This is a genomic window from Limnothrix sp. PR1529 (genome assembly GCF_002742025.1).
Lineage (GTDB): Bacteria > Cyanobacteriota > Cyanobacteriia > CACIAM-69d > CACIAM-69d > CACIAM-69d.
In genome coordinates, this window is the sequence record NZ_LIRO01000091.1 from 102,311 (window position 1) to 117,402 (window position 15,092).

The following is a 15,092-nucleotide window of genomic DNA, read 5'->3' on the forward strand; positions in this document are numbered from 1 at the left end:
GCGCTCAACTCAAGACTAAAGCGCAGGATTCTGAAAACCTAAGAGGGTGTCTAACAAGCATCTTGTGGCACGGGTCAAGCACCGATAGTTGTGGGGGCAAGGGGCTTAAGCCCCTTGTTTGTGTCGATCGCTAGGGTTTACTGAGTAGCAATTTTGGCTTTTCAAACGGCCTCTAAGGCTCAAGGCTCAAAATTCAAGGCTCAAGATTCAAAGCTCAAGATTCAAGGCTCAAGATTCAAGAATCAAGGCCCAAAAAGAACCAAAACTCCGAGGTGAAAACCTGGGGGACAATTTGCGGGCGAAGCTGATTGGTTCAACAAATTCCTCCAAAGAATTCCTATATCAGGATGGTCTAATTTATGGCTGGCTCCAATCGATCGAACCTGAAAATTTTAGGCAGTTATTTACGACCCTATTGGAAAAAAACCTCGATCGGGATTGGCACATTACTGCTGGTGAATGTGTTGGGGGTTTATATTCCCCTGCTGATTCGGAATGGAATTGATGAATTGCAAGCGAGCTTTTCGTTCGATCGCGTCTTTGCCTTTGCCGTGACCGTGATGGTTTTGGCCTCGGTGATGTGGGTGATTCGGATGGTGTCGCGGGTGCTGGTGTTTGGGGTAGGTCGTCAGGTGGAATTTGACCTGAAACAACGCATTTTTCAACATCTATTGACCCTGGAGCCGGCCTATTTTGCGGTGAACACGGCTGGAGATCTCATTAACCGCACCACCAGCGACGTGGACAACATTCGTCGGTTAATGGGGTTCGCCGTTTTAAGCTTGGCCAATACCCTATTTGCCTATGCGTTAACCCTGCCCATTATGCTCAGTATCAACGTGCGGTTAACGCTGTTGGCTCTGTTGGTTTATCCCTTGATGTTGGTGTTGGTGCAGTTGTTTGCCAATCAATTGCGAACCCAACAGTTGGAAGTGCAAGAACGGCTCTCGGAAATGAGCGACCTCATTCAAGAGGATATGAGCGGCATTTCTCCGATCAAAATCTATGCCCAAGAGGAGAATGAGCGGCAAGCTTTTCGGCGGGTTAATGATCAGTTGCTGCGGGTGAATTTGAGTTTTGCCAAAACCCGCAGTGTGCTGTTTCCATTGCTGGGTGGGCTGGCGAGTGTCAGCTTGCTGGTGCTGTTGTGGTTTGGTTCCGATGCGATCGCCCAAGGGGAATTGTCGATCGGGAATTTTGTGGCGCTGCTGATTTATGTGGAGCGATTGGTTTTCCCCACGGCGCTTTTGGGTTTCACGATCAGCACCTATCAACGGGGCGAAGTCAGCATCAATCGTGTGGAAGCGATTTTGCAAACGGAGCCGAAGATTATCGACAACAGCGAATCGATCGCCCTGCCGCTGGATCAAGTGGTGGGCCACCTCAAAGCCACCCACCTCAGCTATGGCTATCCGGGGAGCGATCGGCTGGCCTTGAACGATCTGAACTTCGAGATTAAACCGGGGGAAATGGTGGCGATCGTGGGCCCCGTGGGTTGCGGCAAGTCCACGCTGGCCAATGCCCTGCCGCGCCTGCTGGATCTGAAGCCGGGGCAACTGTGGCTGGATGGAATTGACATTACCCAACTGCGAATCCAAGACCTGCGCGGGGCGATCGCCTATGTGCCCCAAGATAGTTTTCTGTTCAGCACCTCGATCGCCAACAACATTCGCTACGGCAATCCCGCGATCGACCTGGGGGCCGTGGAAGCCGCCGCCGACACCAGCCAAATTCGCAACGAAATCCTCACCTTCCCCCAGCAATACGAAACGGTGGTGGGCGAACGGGGCATCACCCTTTCCGGCGGCCAACGCCAGCGCACCGCCCTGGCCCGCGCCCTGTTGATCAGTTCCCCAATTTTGATTTTGGATGATGCCCTGTCGAGCGTGGATAACAAAACCGCCACAGAAATTTTGCGCAATCTGACGGACGGAACCGCCAAGAAAACCGTGATTTTTATTTCCCATCAAATGTCCGCCGCCGCCACTGCAGATCGGATTTTAGTAATGGATCAAGGCTCCATTGTGGATATGGGAACCCACGATGAATTGCTCTCGCGTCCGGGGCTATATCGTGACCTTTGGAATCAACACACCCTAGAAACAATGTTGGTTGCTTAGGGGCTGTTATCAACTGATTGCTTACGGGAAAATTGCTCCTAAAAACTTTGGAATTCATGCCGGATTTTGAAGCATTTTGTGTCGCCTTGGGCCAGCGATCGCGCTTGGCCTTTTTGCTTAATCACCCCAGCAATCGGGCCATGATTGAGCAAGCTTGGTGGCCTTTGGCCTTGGAGTTAGGGCAATTACGCGCCCAGAGCGATCGCCCGATCGTGTTGGGAATTTTGGGTGTGCAAGGCGCAGGAAAGACCACCCTTTGTGAAGCGATGGCGGTGGCTTTGGAACTGTTGGGGTGGCGAACCCTCAGTTGGTCAATCGATGACCTTTACAAAACCTACGCCGATCGGCAACGGTTGCAAACACAAGATCCTCGGCTCATTTGGCGGGGGCCGCCGGGAACCCATGATGTTGATCTGGGGCTGGAAACGTTACGGGCCTTGCGATCGCCCCAGTCTTCCACCATCGCCATTCCGCGATTCGATAAATCCTGCCATGGGGGACAGGGCGATCGCGTGGCGGCGGAGATGATTCAGCCGGTCGATATTGTGTTGTTTGAAGGATGGTTTGTGGGCGTGAAGCCAATTGATTTCACGACCCTTGTTGATTGGCCAGCACCCATTTTTTCGGAAGCCGATCGCGCCTTCGCCCAGGATTGCAATCAACGATTACGGGACTATTTACCCCTTTGGGAATGGTGCGATCGGCTCTTGATTTTGAAACCCACCGATTACCACTTTTCAAAACAGTGGCGACAACATGCCGAGCGCGATCGAATTGCCGCCGGAGGGCAGGGGCTGAGTGAGGCGGAAATTTCTGATTTTGTGGATTACTTTTGGAAAGCTTTGCACCCGAAGCTATTTGTTGATCCGTTGCTAGCTGCCGGGGTTGCCGATTGGGTGTTTGAATTTGGAATCGATCGACAGTTAACCCGAGTTACCCGATCGCCCGAAAGCGACCTGAATTTTGGTCACCCAATAGCCTAATCCCCCAATAGCCTAATCAACTGATACCATCAAGGCTCCCATCCTGCATTTAAGCCACCATGCGACCCCTTGAGGATTTGTGCGCGATCGCCCGTCAAGCCGCCTGGGCCGCCAGCGACGTGCTGCGGGCCTATTACCGAGGCGATCAGTTGGCGATTGAAGACCAAGGCGACGGGCCCGTCACGGCCGCCGACCTGGCCGCCAATCAAACCATCCTCAGTCATTTGCAGCAGGAATTGGGGAACGCCGAATTTGGCTACCTCAGCGAAGAAACCTATAAATCAGAAGGCATTCCAGCCGATCGGGATTGGATTTGGATCATCGATCCCCTGGATGGAACCAAGGACTTTATTCAAAAAACCGGCGAATATGCCATTCACCTGGCGCTGGTTTATCAAGGACGGCCGGAACTGGCGATCGTGGCTTGTCCAGAGGCGGAACGGTTGTATGCGGCCGTGAAAGGGTCGGGAACGGTGGCGTTCGATCGCGCTGGCCAAACCCGATCGCCCCGGGTGTCGGCCTGTGCCCAACTGTCGGAGCTGACCGTGGTGGTCAGTCGATCGCACCGAGACCAGCGGTTTAACCAATTGCTGGCCGCCCTGCCCTGCCAAAATCAGCACGCCGTGGGCAGCGTTGGTGGCAAAATTGCCGCGATCGTGGAGCAAAAAGCAGATTTATACCTCTCCCTTTCGGGCAAATCGGCCCCCAAGGATTGGGACATGGCGGCCCCGGAATTGATCTTGACGGAAGCGGGCGGCCAGTTCACCCACTTTGACGGCCAACCCCTGCGCTATGCCACGGGCGATCTGAACCAGTGGGGCGGCCGCATTGCCAGCAACGGCCCCAACCATCGGGAACTCTGCCAAATCCTGCAAACGGAACTGGCCCGCCTGCCGTGAGAGGATGTCTGAAAAGCCAAAATTGCCACCCTGTAAGCTCCAGCGATCGACGCAGACAAGGGGCTTAAGCCCCTTGTCCCCACGGCAATTGATGCTTGGCCCATACTGAAAGATGCTGCTCAGACATCCTCGGAGAGGGGGGATCATCCCTAAGCGCTGCGGCACAATCTTCATGGATCGTTAACATTCCCTTGGCAAGGGGTTAAACGGTCACCATTAGCCTGAGTTGGTGTGGGGCACTACAGTTTTGACCCAGTTATTGCAGAGGCTATTGACAAGCTGAGACCTCCAGCCTCGCAATCACTAGGGTTTTGCCGATGATTTGGTTATTGCTTATTGAAAATTACTGTCAATTGATCAAAAACTGATACGATCTCAGTTGGCAGTCATCGAGCACAGATCATTCAAGTCCCAACTCCCAAGACTCAGCACCCGCAATTTGCGTCCTGGGATCGCACCCCATCGCCCTCTGCTTCCCCTCCCATGCCCAAAATGATCCGATCGCCCCTGGCCAGTAGCACCGACCTGGAACTGCGCCGGTTGCTCGAAGCCCAATACCGCAGCCAAAACCTCGAATCTTTTCGCACCAACCAAACCATTCCCCTCCAACCCGATCGCCTCTGGGTTGTCTATCGCGGGGCCGTGGCCCTCGAAACCCTGCTGCCGGACGGTTCCGAAGCAATTTTGGGCTTTGCGAGCACGGGGACATTTTTTGGACAGGTTCTGAGCGCGGTGAATCCTTACCGGGCCTCGGCCTTGGCTCCCACGGATCTGTTGCCCCTCTCGATCGACCAGGTGCAACGATCCCCGATCCTGGCCCGCAACCTGCTGTTCCATGCTCTGCGCCGTTTGGATCAGGCCAGCGATTTGAAATCCTTGCTCACCCTGAAGCGCGCCGATGAGCGTCTTTGGCAATTGCTGCAACTGCTCGATCGGGAATTTGGGCAACCCCTTGGCTCAGCGCGTCGTTTGAACTTGCGCCTCACCCATCGGCAATTGGCCAGCGCCGCCCAAACCACCCGGGTCACCGTGACTCGGCTGTTGCAACTGTTTCAAGCCCAAGGCCGAATCGAGATTGATGCCGATCGACACCTTTGGTTTCCCGCCGGAGGCAAGAATTCACCTGATGCCCGCGGCCTTTGATACCAGAAGCCTTTGATGCCAGAGGTCTTGGAGACCAAAGGCCTTTGGGAACCTGCCAAGAATTCGGGGTGAAAATTCGTTAGAATGCTTGCGCCAATTGAATATTGAATTGTGCGCCCCATCCGCCTGAAGATTCCATGCCCAAACAACGCAAGAAAGCCGACTTTCCCACCAAAGTTTGTGTCGTTTGTGGCCTGTCCTTTACCTGGCGCAAAAAATGGGCAGACTGCTGGGACGAAGTGAAATACTGCTCCGATCGCTGTCGTCGCCGCAAAAATCAAGCCGATCGCCCCGAGTCTGCCTCCTGAACCATGGCCCAATCAATAATCTTGACAATCACAATCTTGACAATCAACAACCCTTCAATAACCTTTCAACGGGATTTGAAGTGATTATTGGATTATTTGAAGTGATTGATTGGATTCAGGCTATTGGGTTCAGGGTGAATCAAAACCAGCGAATAGCCCCTTCCACAAAGTCCAACCCCAAAATCGAATGGCCTTGGGGATTCAGCAGAGGACTGTAACAGGCGATCGATCCTTGGCCGGGCTGGATTGACCAAACCACGCCGCTCACGCCGGACTTGGTGGGCCAGCCCACGTGCGCCATCCAGGTTTCCGAATCTTGGTAGAGACCCCCCACAGCGATCGCCGCTAGGGTTTGCTGCACCAATTCAGCCCATTGGGACGGCGGGTTGGCAAACCAACAGCCCAAAGCCGCCAACTCAGGCATCGTGATCCCCAAGCAACAAAGCCGGTTGTAAATCTCCAGGGCAATTTCCGGCTCTGCCACCCGGCCAGAATCCACCAAGGTTTGCACCAAAGCACGATTGCGGCCGTTGGGCAGGCTTTGCACCGAAGCCAGCACCGTCTCATTCACAGGCATGAGGCAGCCCGTTTCCCGATATAACCAAGCTTGGAACCGCCGCACCCGATCGCGTGCGGTGGTTCCAGGCAGGGCCCCCGCCAGGGCCAGGGCCCCACTGTTGAGCATGGGATTGCGGGGATGGCCCGCATCTTCCAGCAGTTGATCCAAGTCGTTATAGGCCTTGGCGGATGGTTGACAGCCCACCAAGCCGCTCACAACCTCGGGGCCCAGAAGCGCAAGGGCATAAAACAACAGCAGGGGTTTCATCACACTCATCAACACCACCCGCCGCCCCGGGGGCGATCGATCCCAACTGCGGCCATCCACGGCCTGCACGGCGGCCGCAAACTCTTGCGGATTGGCCTTGGCCAAAGCGGGCACGTAGTCTGGCAAGTAGCCACTGATGCCCGATCGCGCTCCTTGTCGAGCCAGATCATCCAACAACAACCGAGATGTTGCGATTAGTCCAGTCATGTCGCCTGCATCGCCTTGGGCCGGCATACAGGAAGCAGCCACCAGCCCTGCTAATACTCTAGAGAAGGCCAGGGAGCCTGATAAGCAATTGTGATCAAGTGATGAGGTTTCTTATCGATCGCTGATTGAACACTTACCAGGAACTCCCGCTCTCTTTGAACTTTTCTGTGATTTTGTTGAAGTTCTCATCGGGAGCGTCACCATTCCCGGTGGGATCGGCCACACTGGAAGCACATTTCCCGGCCCAACCGAGAGGGCGGGACACTCGCAACGCTCTCAGCGAGAAGTGATCATGGCTCAGACCTTGCTTGAACAATTACGCACAATGACGATCGTGGTGGCCGATACCGGCGACATTCAGGCGATCGAACGACTCAAGCCCCGCGATGCCACAACGAACCCTTCATTGATCACCGCCGCGGCCCAAATGCCGCAATACCAGGAAATTGTGGATCAAACCCTGCTGGAGGCCCGCACCGAAAAGGGCAAGCAAGCCAGCGCGGAGGAGGTGGCTTCCCTGGCCTTTGAGCGCTTGGCAGTGGCCTTTGGTAAAAAGATTTTGCAAATTATTCCCGGTCGGGTCTCCACGGAGGTCGATGCGCGCCTGTCCTATGACACGGAAGCGACGATCGCCAAGGGTCGCTATCTGATTTCGGAGTACGAAAAAGCCGGTGTTTCACGCGATCGAATTCTGATCAAAATTGCCGCCACTTGGGAAGGCATTCGCGCCGCCGAAGTGTTGGAAAAGGAAGGCATTCACTGTAATCTCACCCTGTTGTTTGGGTTGCACCAGGCGATCGCCTGTGCAGAGGCGGGCGTGACCCTCATTTCGCCCTTCGTGGGTCGAATTTTGGATTGGTACAAGAAAAAGACCGGTCGCGATTCGTTTCCAGCCCCAGAGGATCCCGGTGTGTTGTCCGTCACGCGGATTTACAACTACTACAAAACCTTCGGCCACAAAACGGAGGTGATGGGGGCGAGTTTCCGCAACATGGGCGAAATTGTGGAACTGGCCGGTTGTGATTTGCTGACCATTTCGCCGGCCCTTTTGGACGAGCTGGAAAGCAATCAGGGCGAGCTAGTGCGAAAGCTGAGTCCTGACTTGGCCGGTGCAGAGCCGATCGAAAAAATCGAGATGAATCGCGAAGTTTTCGATCAAATGCACCAAGACGATCCAATGGCTTCCGAAAAGCTCACGGAGGGGATTGAAGGCTTCTCGAAAGCGCTGGAATCTCTGGAGTTGCTGTTAAAAAATCGTCTGGCTCAATTGGAAGGCCAAGAAGCCCTCAGCCATGCGGCCGATGACATTTTCCATGTCTACGACTTGGATGGGGATGGCTTCATTACCCGTGAAGAATGGGCTGGGAGCGATGCGGTTTTTGATGCCCTAGATTCCAATCGAGATGGCAAAATCACCCCCGCTGAAATGGCGGCCGGTCTTGGGGCAGCCTATCACCACCACTTGGTAGGTGTTTAGGGCCTGATTTGGGTCACGGCTGCAAGATTCTCCAGTGGGGAATCTGAAGAACTGACGAAGGATTTTTAAGGATCTAGTCAGGATCTAGTGAAGGCGGCGAATGCGGATCCGATCGAGTCGGGCCCCATTGGCCGCTTCAATTTCAAATTCCAAACCGTTGTAACGAAAGCTTTCGCCCACTTGGGGAATTCGTTGCAGGTGGCAGAGCACAAACCCGGCCAAGGTTTGGTAATCGTCGGCTTCCGGCAGGGTTAGCCCCAGACGGCCATTCACCTCGTCGATCGTGATTTGGGCGGGCACGCAGGCGGTTTGTTCGTCGATCGCCTCGATCGAGCTGTCGTCGGCGGCCAGGGGCCCCACAATTTCCTCCGCCACATCGGTGAGCGTGACCAAACCCGCCGTGTTGCCAAATTCATCCACCACGATCGCCATGGGTTGTCCCGATCGCCGGAGCGATCGCAGCAAGTCCGCCGTATTGGCAAATTCCGGCACAAAACAGGCGGGCTGAATCCAAGCGCTCAGGGGCGTATCCAGGCTCAATTCCCCAGCGGCCAGGGGCGTGGCTAAGTCTTTAAACCGCACCATTCCCACAATGTCATCGATCGAGTCACCCATCACCGGGTAACGCAGGTGGCCGGTTTGGCCCACGGCCGCCAGCAAGTCCGTCACGGAATCCGACTGCTCCAGCACCACCATCTGGGTGCGGGGAATCATCACATCCCGGGCCGTCACGGCTCGAAAGGTCAGAACATTTTGCAGCAGGCGGCGCTCATCGGCTTCCAAGTCCGGGGACTCTGTGGAATTCCCAACAATTTGTTGCAACTCCGAAAGGGCGATCGGGCTGGCCCAATGGCGATCGCTGGGCCGCAACCCCAAGGCCCGCAACACCCACCGCGTGGAGCGTTCCAAAAACCAAACGATCGGCTGTAAAAATCGCCCGATCGTGACGCTGGGCGGCCCCAACACCAAGGCCACCTGTTCCGCATGACGCAGGGCGATCGACTTGGGGCCCAATTCCCCAAACACGATTTGCAGATAGGCCACCAACAGGAACGCGGTTCCCACGGCCACCGCCTGCACCAAAGGGCGATCGGCCGCAGCGGGCCAGTAGTGAATTGCACCGCTGACCAGGGGCGCGGCCAAAACCGACTGACCCAACCAACCCAGGGTGAGGGCCGCCAGGGTGATCCCCAACTGGGTTGTGGACAGCAACCGATCGACATGTTGTTGCAAATACTGGACGCTGCGAGCCGCCGGATCCCCGCCTGCAACGAGTTGATCAATGCGCGATCGCCGCACAGCCACCATGGAAAACTCTGCCGCCACAAAAAACGCATTCAGCGTGATGGGCAACAGCAGCACCCACAAGCTCAACGTCCAGCCTTGACTATCCACCGCTACTAGATTCCGTTTAATTGAGTTTGATTGAGTTTGCTTGATCCTGGTTAAGTTTGCTGGATTTTGCGGAATTTTGCTGGGTTCTATTCAGAAACCAAGACTCGGCCATCTTGCTGGCGGGGATTTTTCAAAAGGAATTTCTCAATCAAATCTATCAATCCGATCTTGAAATCAATGGCTGATGAAGCTGTGGCCAAGGGCGATCGGCCCTAACGCACGGGAATGCCCTGAATTTGAAGCTGTAATTGCTGATCGGGATAATCGGTCAGGGACAGTTGCAACGACTTCACGCCATCCAGCAACACCGTCGGCACGATCGCCTTGCCCCGAACGGTGGCTCCGTCGGCCGGTAGCTCACTGGGCAAATCTTCCACGATCGCGCTCAGGGGATCGCCCCGATCGTCCGCCATTTCCAAAAAGCTATAGAGAAACTGCACCGCCCGATCGCCCTGATTGCGCAGCGTCAACTCCAGCACCAACGAATCGCCCACCCGGCTGGCTCCCACCACCGTCAGGGTCACACCTTCCGCCTTGGCCGAAATGGGCAACTTGGCCACCGCCGTTTGTGACAAAGGCTTGGCCTGAGGTTGGGTTTGGGTCAAGGCCGGATCCACCGGCTTGGGCGGCGCATTGCCCACGGGAGCCGTTTGGGTGATGGCCTTGGTTTTGGCCAGCAACTGTTGCTCATTCAGCAGTTTCAGGGGAGCCGGTTCCGGTCGCTTGCCGCCTCGTCCTGAGGAGTCCGCCGTGGGGCGAAAGTCCGGTTGCACAATGCCCTTCAGCGCCTCCCGTCCGAGGTTATAGCCCCAGGAGGTGCTGGCGATGCCCGTGCCCGCCATCAACAACAACAACAGAATGGTCAAACCAGCGCTGGGATTCACGGCAGTTGATGAAGATTACTTGAGAGAGGTTGAGAGATCCAGAACAGATGGCGGCTGGCTGATCACTCAAGCCATTCAAACTCTATCCAAGAATATTGCCCAAACTAGCGGCCAATGGCAAAATTAATGACGAGTGTCAACTCACACGACTCTCCAAAAGCGATAGACCGCCCCCACAACCTATCGCTGAGCATTGAGTCTCCGACATTTTCCAGGGTTGGCCGAGCGGTTTAGGCAGCGAACTCATAATTCGCCTCAGACAGGTTCAACTCCTGTACCCTGGATTGTTTTACGATCGAACCGACTTGATCAAGCCAAATCGATCGAGCTGGCTCACTCGAACCGGCCTGATTGAACTGGCTTGCTTGAACTGGCTTGATTGAACCGGCTTGAATTGAACCGGCTTGAATTGAATGTGACTGTCTGAAAGTGCTGCGTGAACCCAAGGTTGAGGCGAAGGTTGGAGCTATGGTAGCAAGTGCGATCGGGACGGCCCAAACCACCGACAAAAACGACCCATTAACCTGGAATTTAGCCGATTTATATGCGGGATTTGATGATCCCCGCTATGAGGCTGATTTGCACTGGGTGAGCGATCGAGCAGAGAATTTTCGGATCACCTACCGCGATCGCGTGGCCCTGCTGACAGCGCAGGAGTTGGCCCAGGCTTTGGAAGAACTAGAAGGCATCTACCAAGCGGTGGGCTATCTTTGGAGCTTTCCCTCACTCACCTTTGCGGCCAACACCCGAGACACCACCGCCCAAGGGGAGGTCGATCGAATCCAAACGGCCTTGACCACCGTGAATAACGAGCTGGTCTTTTTTGACTTGGAACTTCAGGCCATGAGTGCCGACCACTTGGCGGAGTTGCGACAGGCCCCAGAGCTGCGGCTTTATGCCCATTACCTGGAATCCGTGGGGCGATTTGCGCCGTTTCGGTTGCCGGAAGTGGTGGAACAAACGCGCAACCGAGACAGCCTGACCGGGCGGCAGGCCTTTATTCAGTTGCGATCGATCCACTTGGGCGAACAGACCTACACCCCCGTCACCACGGCCGATGGCAAAACCGCCACCACGGAAGCCGAACTTGCGGCTCTGTTGTTTCAGGGCGATCGCACCGTGCGCGAACAGGCCTATCACTCGGTGCGAGTCGTCAGCCAACAGCACAACACCCTCTATGCCTACATCCTGAGCACGATCGCCCAGGATCACGCGATCGAAAACCAAATGCGCGGCTATCGATCGACCCTGGAAAAACAGTTAATTAGCGACGAAGTGCCCGAAGGGGTGTTTTGGGCCGTGATGAATGGCACGCGCGATCGCACCGAAATTTGGCAAAACTATTACCGCATCAAAGCAAAAGCCACCGGAGCCGCCATTCGCACCTGTGATGTTTATGCTCCCTGGAGCACCGAACCGATCGCCCCGCTCCCGTTCTCAGAAGGCACTCAAATCCTGCTGGCGGCCCTGGAACAATTCGACACAACCTATGCCCGCCGGGCCGAAGAGTTTTTCCTAAACCGTTGGGTTGATGCTGCCGTGCGGCCGGGCAAACGAGGCGGCGCATTTTGCAACTACACCCACGGCAAACATAGCTATTTGTTTTTGTCCTACACCGACGATTACAGCTCTCTATTCACCTTGGCCCATGAGATGGGTCATGGCTTGCACTTTGCCTGGATTGACGATCATCAACGCTATTTCAACAGCAATCCACCTTTGGTGTTGGCGGAAGTGGCTTCCACCTTTAATGAACTGCTGCTGTTGGATTATTTGCTCGATCGCCATTCCGATCCGAATATGCAGCGCAGTTTAATTACGCGCCAGCTAGAAGCTCAACTGAGTTTGCTTTTCCGACAAACCACCATCAGCCGCTTAGAATTGGCCCTGCACGATCGAGCCGAAAAGGGGCGATTTGATGCTGAATTTTTGAATGAAGTTTGGGATAGTCTCTACCGAGATTTGTGTGGCGATGCGGTTGAAATTCTGCCAGAGCACCAATACGACTGGGCCCGAATTGGTCACATTTTCTTCAAGCCCTTTTACTGCTATCAATATGCCGCTTCGGACATCGTGAGCCTGGCTTGCTATCAACAATATCGCCAACGAGGCCGAGATTTTGTACCCGGCTATTTACAACTGCTGGCCAGTGGGGGCAGCGAAAACCAAATGGCCGCCCTTAAGCATTATGTGGGTGTGGATTTGGAAGATCCGGCGACCATTTCCCAAGCGCTAGATTATGTGGCGAATTTGGTCGATCGCCTGGCCAGCACCGTGCCCTAGCGGAAGGCTGCCCAATCATTCAGGCTGAAGTTGACCGGGGCTGCATTCTATTGGTTAAGCTCCGATGGGGAATTCGATTGATGCCAAGGAGCAAACCAGGGCAACAATGCCAACCCCGGCAGCGCCGCCCCGATCGTGAGCAAAAAGAAGCCAGGCCAACCCAACTGTTGGGCTAAAGCACCAGAAGGAGCCGAAAACAAATCACGACTCACAGCCATCAAACTGGACAGCAAAGCATATTGGGTGGCGGAAAAACGAGCATTACAAAGACTCATCAAAAATGCTGTAAATCCTGCTGTTGCTAATCCACCACAGAAATTTTCCACATTAATTGCTAACACCATGGCGGTAGCATTTTTCCCCACCCAAGCCAAAATTAAATAGGCAACATTGCTCAGGGCTTGTAATCCACCAAAGACCCAGAGCGATCGCCCAATGCCAATTTGGCTGAGAATTGCACCGCCCGTTAAGGAGCCGACAATGGTGGCAATCAAGCCCATCACCCCTTGAATAGCGCCCACTTCCGTTTGGCTAAAGCCCGTTTGCAACAAAAAGGGCAGGGCCATGTTGTTCACCATCGAATCGCCCAAGCGATAGAGCACAATGAAGGCCAAAATGGCCAGGCCCCGCTGCCAATGGTAGCGATCGAGGAAATCCTTAAAAGGTAACCAAACGGCCTCCGACAGGCTGGCGGGTGGTTGTTGGGGGGCTGTGGGTTCTGGGGCCAGCCAACTCAACAGAATGCAGCCCGCCATCAAGACCGCCATCATGCTGTAGGTGACCGGCCAGGTGAAGCGATCGGCCAGCACCAGCGCTGCTCCGCCCGCAATGAGCAGCGCCCCGCGATAGCCCAACACGAAGATGGCCGCTCCGGCTCCCATTTCCCGAGGAGTCAACACATCTGTGCGATAGGCATCGGCGGCAATGTCCTGGGTGGCGCTGAGCAGGGCCACCAACACCGCCGCGATCGCCACCCCCTGTAGCCCCTGCTGGGGATTTTGCATCCCCAACGCCAACAGGGCCAGGGCGATCGCCCCTTGACTGAGGGCCAACCAACCCCGCCGCCGCCCAAAAAACGGTGGCACAAATCGATCGAGCAAGGGGGCCCACAAAAACTTGAGGGAGTAAGGCAATCCCACCAGGCTAAAGGCCCCGATCGCGCTCAGGTTCACCTGCTCCATCGTCATCCAAGCCTGAAGAGTACGGCTGGTTAACAGCAAGGGCAACCCCGAGCTAAACCCCAAGAGCAGCAGAGCCGCCATCTTGGGCTGTTGAAACAACCGGGCGATCGAGGCGAGGGGGGACGGAAGAGGAACTTTCACGGGTGTTGGGCAACCGGCGTAGAGAAACATTGGGTTGAGTTTACTGCTGTTAACCAACCGAGAGCGATCCGGCGGGAGTGGTGCAACAGTGGTGTGAATACCAGAGACTCCCCCCTTTCGCTGCGGCTCTTTTTAGCCACAACCCCTTGAGCCTCAATATCCTAGTGCTAACTTTCTCCCACGAGATCGCGTTATGCCTGTCAATTCTCCCGGCTATCCTCGTCGCCCCAGCCGCGCCAATATTACCCCCGAGCAGTATCGGCTGATTCAGCGCCTGCGGGAACGAAATCCCGCTGAGAACCCACCCAAAGAAAAAGCGGATTTGGGTTCGCATCTTGCTGACTTGGTGGCTTCAACGGTTGGCTCTTGGAAATTTGTCATCATCCAGTCCATTTGTTTAGGTTTCTGGATTTTTTGCAATGTCAGCAACAAGACTATCCATTGGGATTCCTATCCATTCATTTTGCTGAATTTGATGTTGTCATTCCAAGCAGCATACACAGCACCAATCATCATGATGAGCCAAAATCGGCAAAATGAAATTGATCGCCAAGAGGCTAAGCATGATCATGAAGTGAATCTGAAATCAGAGCTGGAAATTGAGCTGCTGCATGACAAAATTAATCTTCTGCGCGAGGCAGAGTTGAGCGAAATTCTGCACCTGCTGCGTGAGCAACAAAGACAGATTGATGAACTCCAAAAACAACTGAAAGCCGCTTCCAGCAAATCCGATTTAGCGTGAAGGCCAGGATCCTTTTTTTGAATTTCAGGTAAGTTCAGAGGATCACAGCTCATCGCAGCTAGACAATTCGGGATTTTTCTGAGTGCTCAAGTATGGGGCGATCGCTCATGATTCCATTCCTGGGAATAGGATTTCTTGGAACGATCGAGCATCAATGCCATAGCGTGTTAGGTGCTTGCGATTTTCAGTGACCAAAACCACATTGACCCAGGGTGAAAAGAGCGATCGCACCTGAGCCGCCAAAATGGGATCGCCGCCCAAGTCACGATCGCCTTCTGTTTTTTGGCCCCGGTAGCGCGCTTCGGCCCAAAGAGTTGCTGCGAGATTCAGATCAGTAATCGTGATGGGTAAGTATCGAACTGATTGTAAAAATCGGTTTAATCGCTCAACTCCAGAAGTGTTGAATCTAAACACAAAACTTCATACTCTAGGCAACAAGAGTTTCTGGCAGTAAATCATAGCTCCAATGACTGATTGAGCCATAGCGACCGAGTACAACTTGC

General features: G+C 54.6%; 13 protein-coding genes and 1 tRNA gene. 9 read left to right on the plus strand and 5 right to left on the minus strand.

Features of this window, described 5'->3' with window-relative positions; genetic code table 11:
* Positions 1–359: 359 nt before the first annotated feature.
* The 5 genes from AMR42_RS13225 (at position 360) to AMR42_RS13245 (ending at position 5,453) form a co-directional block, all read left to right on the plus strand.
* Positions 360–2,120, plus strand: a complete 1,761-nt coding sequence (locus AMR42_RS13225; RefSeq protein WP_099534130.1) for an ABC transporter ATP-binding protein — start codon at positions 360–362, stop codon at positions 2,118–2,120.
* A gap of 56 nt (positions 2,121–2,176) precedes the next feature.
* Positions 2,177–3,103 carry a glycerate kinase gene (locus tag AMR42_RS13230; RefSeq protein ID WP_099534131.1) on the plus strand — a complete coding sequence of 309 codons (927 nt, stop codon included), beginning with the start codon at positions 2,177–2,179 and terminating at the stop codon, positions 3,101–3,103.
* Positions 3,104–3,162: 59 nt separating this feature from the next.
* The gene (locus AMR42_RS13235; RefSeq protein WP_099534132.1) at positions 3,163–4,002 is read left to right on the plus strand and encodes a 3'(2'),5'-bisphosphate nucleotidase CysQ; all 840 of its coding nucleotides are present in this window, start codon (positions 3,163–3,165) and stop codon (positions 4,000–4,002) included.
* A 483-nt stretch (positions 4,003–4,485) separates the two neighbouring features.
* Entirely contained in the window at positions 4,486–5,145 is a 660-nt protein-coding gene (locus tag AMR42_RS13240) for a Crp/Fnr family transcriptional regulator (protein ID WP_099534133.1), read from the plus strand.
* Positions 5,146–5,282: 137 nt separating this feature from the next.
* On the plus strand, positions 5,283–5,453 hold the full coding sequence (locus AMR42_RS13245) for a DUF2256 domain-containing protein (protein WP_099534134.1): 171 nt from the start codon (positions 5,283–5,285) through the stop codon (positions 5,451–5,453).
* Between the two features lie 139 nt (positions 5,454–5,592).
* Here the strand turns inward: AMR42_RS13245 and AMR42_RS13250 are convergent, their stop codons facing one another.
* Positions 5,593–6,528 (minus strand): glutaminase, encoded by a 936-nt coding sequence (locus tag AMR42_RS13250; RefSeq protein ID WP_143473081.1) that lies wholly within the window; start codon positions 6,526–6,528, stop codon positions 5,593–5,595.
* A gap of 250 nt (positions 6,529–6,778) precedes the next feature.
* Between AMR42_RS13250 and AMR42_RS13255 the strand changes: the two genes are divergently transcribed.
* Positions 6,779–7,963, plus strand: a complete 1,185-nt coding sequence (locus AMR42_RS13255; protein ID WP_099534136.1) for a transaldolase — start codon at positions 6,779–6,781, stop codon at positions 7,961–7,963.
* Positions 7,964–8,047: 84 nt separating this feature from the next.
* Here the strand turns inward: AMR42_RS13255 and AMR42_RS13260 are convergent, their stop codons facing one another.
* Together AMR42_RS13260 and AMR42_RS13265 are read right to left on the minus strand one after the other, a co-directional pair.
* Positions 8,048–9,358 (minus strand): hemolysin family protein, encoded by a 1,311-nt coding sequence (locus AMR42_RS13260; protein ID WP_099534137.1) that lies wholly within the window; start codon positions 9,356–9,358, stop codon positions 8,048–8,050.
* Positions 9,359–9,570: 212 nt separating this feature from the next.
* Positions 9,571–10,242: a hypothetical protein gene (locus AMR42_RS13265; protein ID WP_099534138.1), complete on the minus strand. Its 672-nt coding sequence runs from the start codon at positions 10,240–10,242 to the stop codon at positions 9,571–9,573.
* A gap of 211 nt (positions 10,243–10,453) precedes the next feature.
* On the opposite strand from AMR42_RS13265, the gene AMR42_RS13270 reads away from it, so the two are divergent.
* Both AMR42_RS13270 and AMR42_RS13275 read left to right on the plus strand, forming a co-directional pair.
* Positions 10,454–10,526, plus strand: a tRNA-Ile gene (locus AMR42_RS13270).
* 184 nt (positions 10,527–10,710) lie between these two features.
* A complete protein-coding gene (locus AMR42_RS13275; protein WP_099534153.1) occupies positions 10,711–12,525 on the plus strand; it encodes a M3 family oligoendopeptidase in 1,815 nt (604 codons plus the stop codon).
* 47 nt (positions 12,526–12,572) lie between these two features.
* Here AMR42_RS13275 and AMR42_RS13280 read toward each other — a convergent pair whose 3' ends face one another.
* The gene (locus AMR42_RS13280) at positions 12,573–13,787 is read right to left on the minus strand and encodes an AmpG family muropeptide MFS transporter (protein WP_099534154.1); all 1,215 of its coding nucleotides are present in this window, start codon (positions 13,785–13,787) and stop codon (positions 12,573–12,575) included.
* Positions 13,788–14,040: 253 nt separating this feature from the next.
* On the opposite strand from AMR42_RS13280, the gene AMR42_RS13285 reads away from it, so the two are divergent.
* Complete coding sequence (locus AMR42_RS13285; protein WP_099534139.1) at positions 14,041–14,589, plus strand: DUF1003 domain-containing protein; 549 nt, start codon at positions 14,041–14,043, stop codon at positions 14,587–14,589.
* A gap of 105 nt (positions 14,590–14,694) precedes the next feature.
* Here the strand turns inward: AMR42_RS13285 and AMR42_RS20550 are convergent, their stop codons facing one another.
* Complete coding sequence (locus AMR42_RS20550) at positions 14,695–15,003, minus strand: type II toxin-antitoxin system VapC family toxin (protein ID WP_099534140.1); 309 nt, start codon at positions 15,001–15,003, stop codon at positions 14,695–14,697.
* Positions 15,004–15,092: the final 89 nt, after the last annotated feature.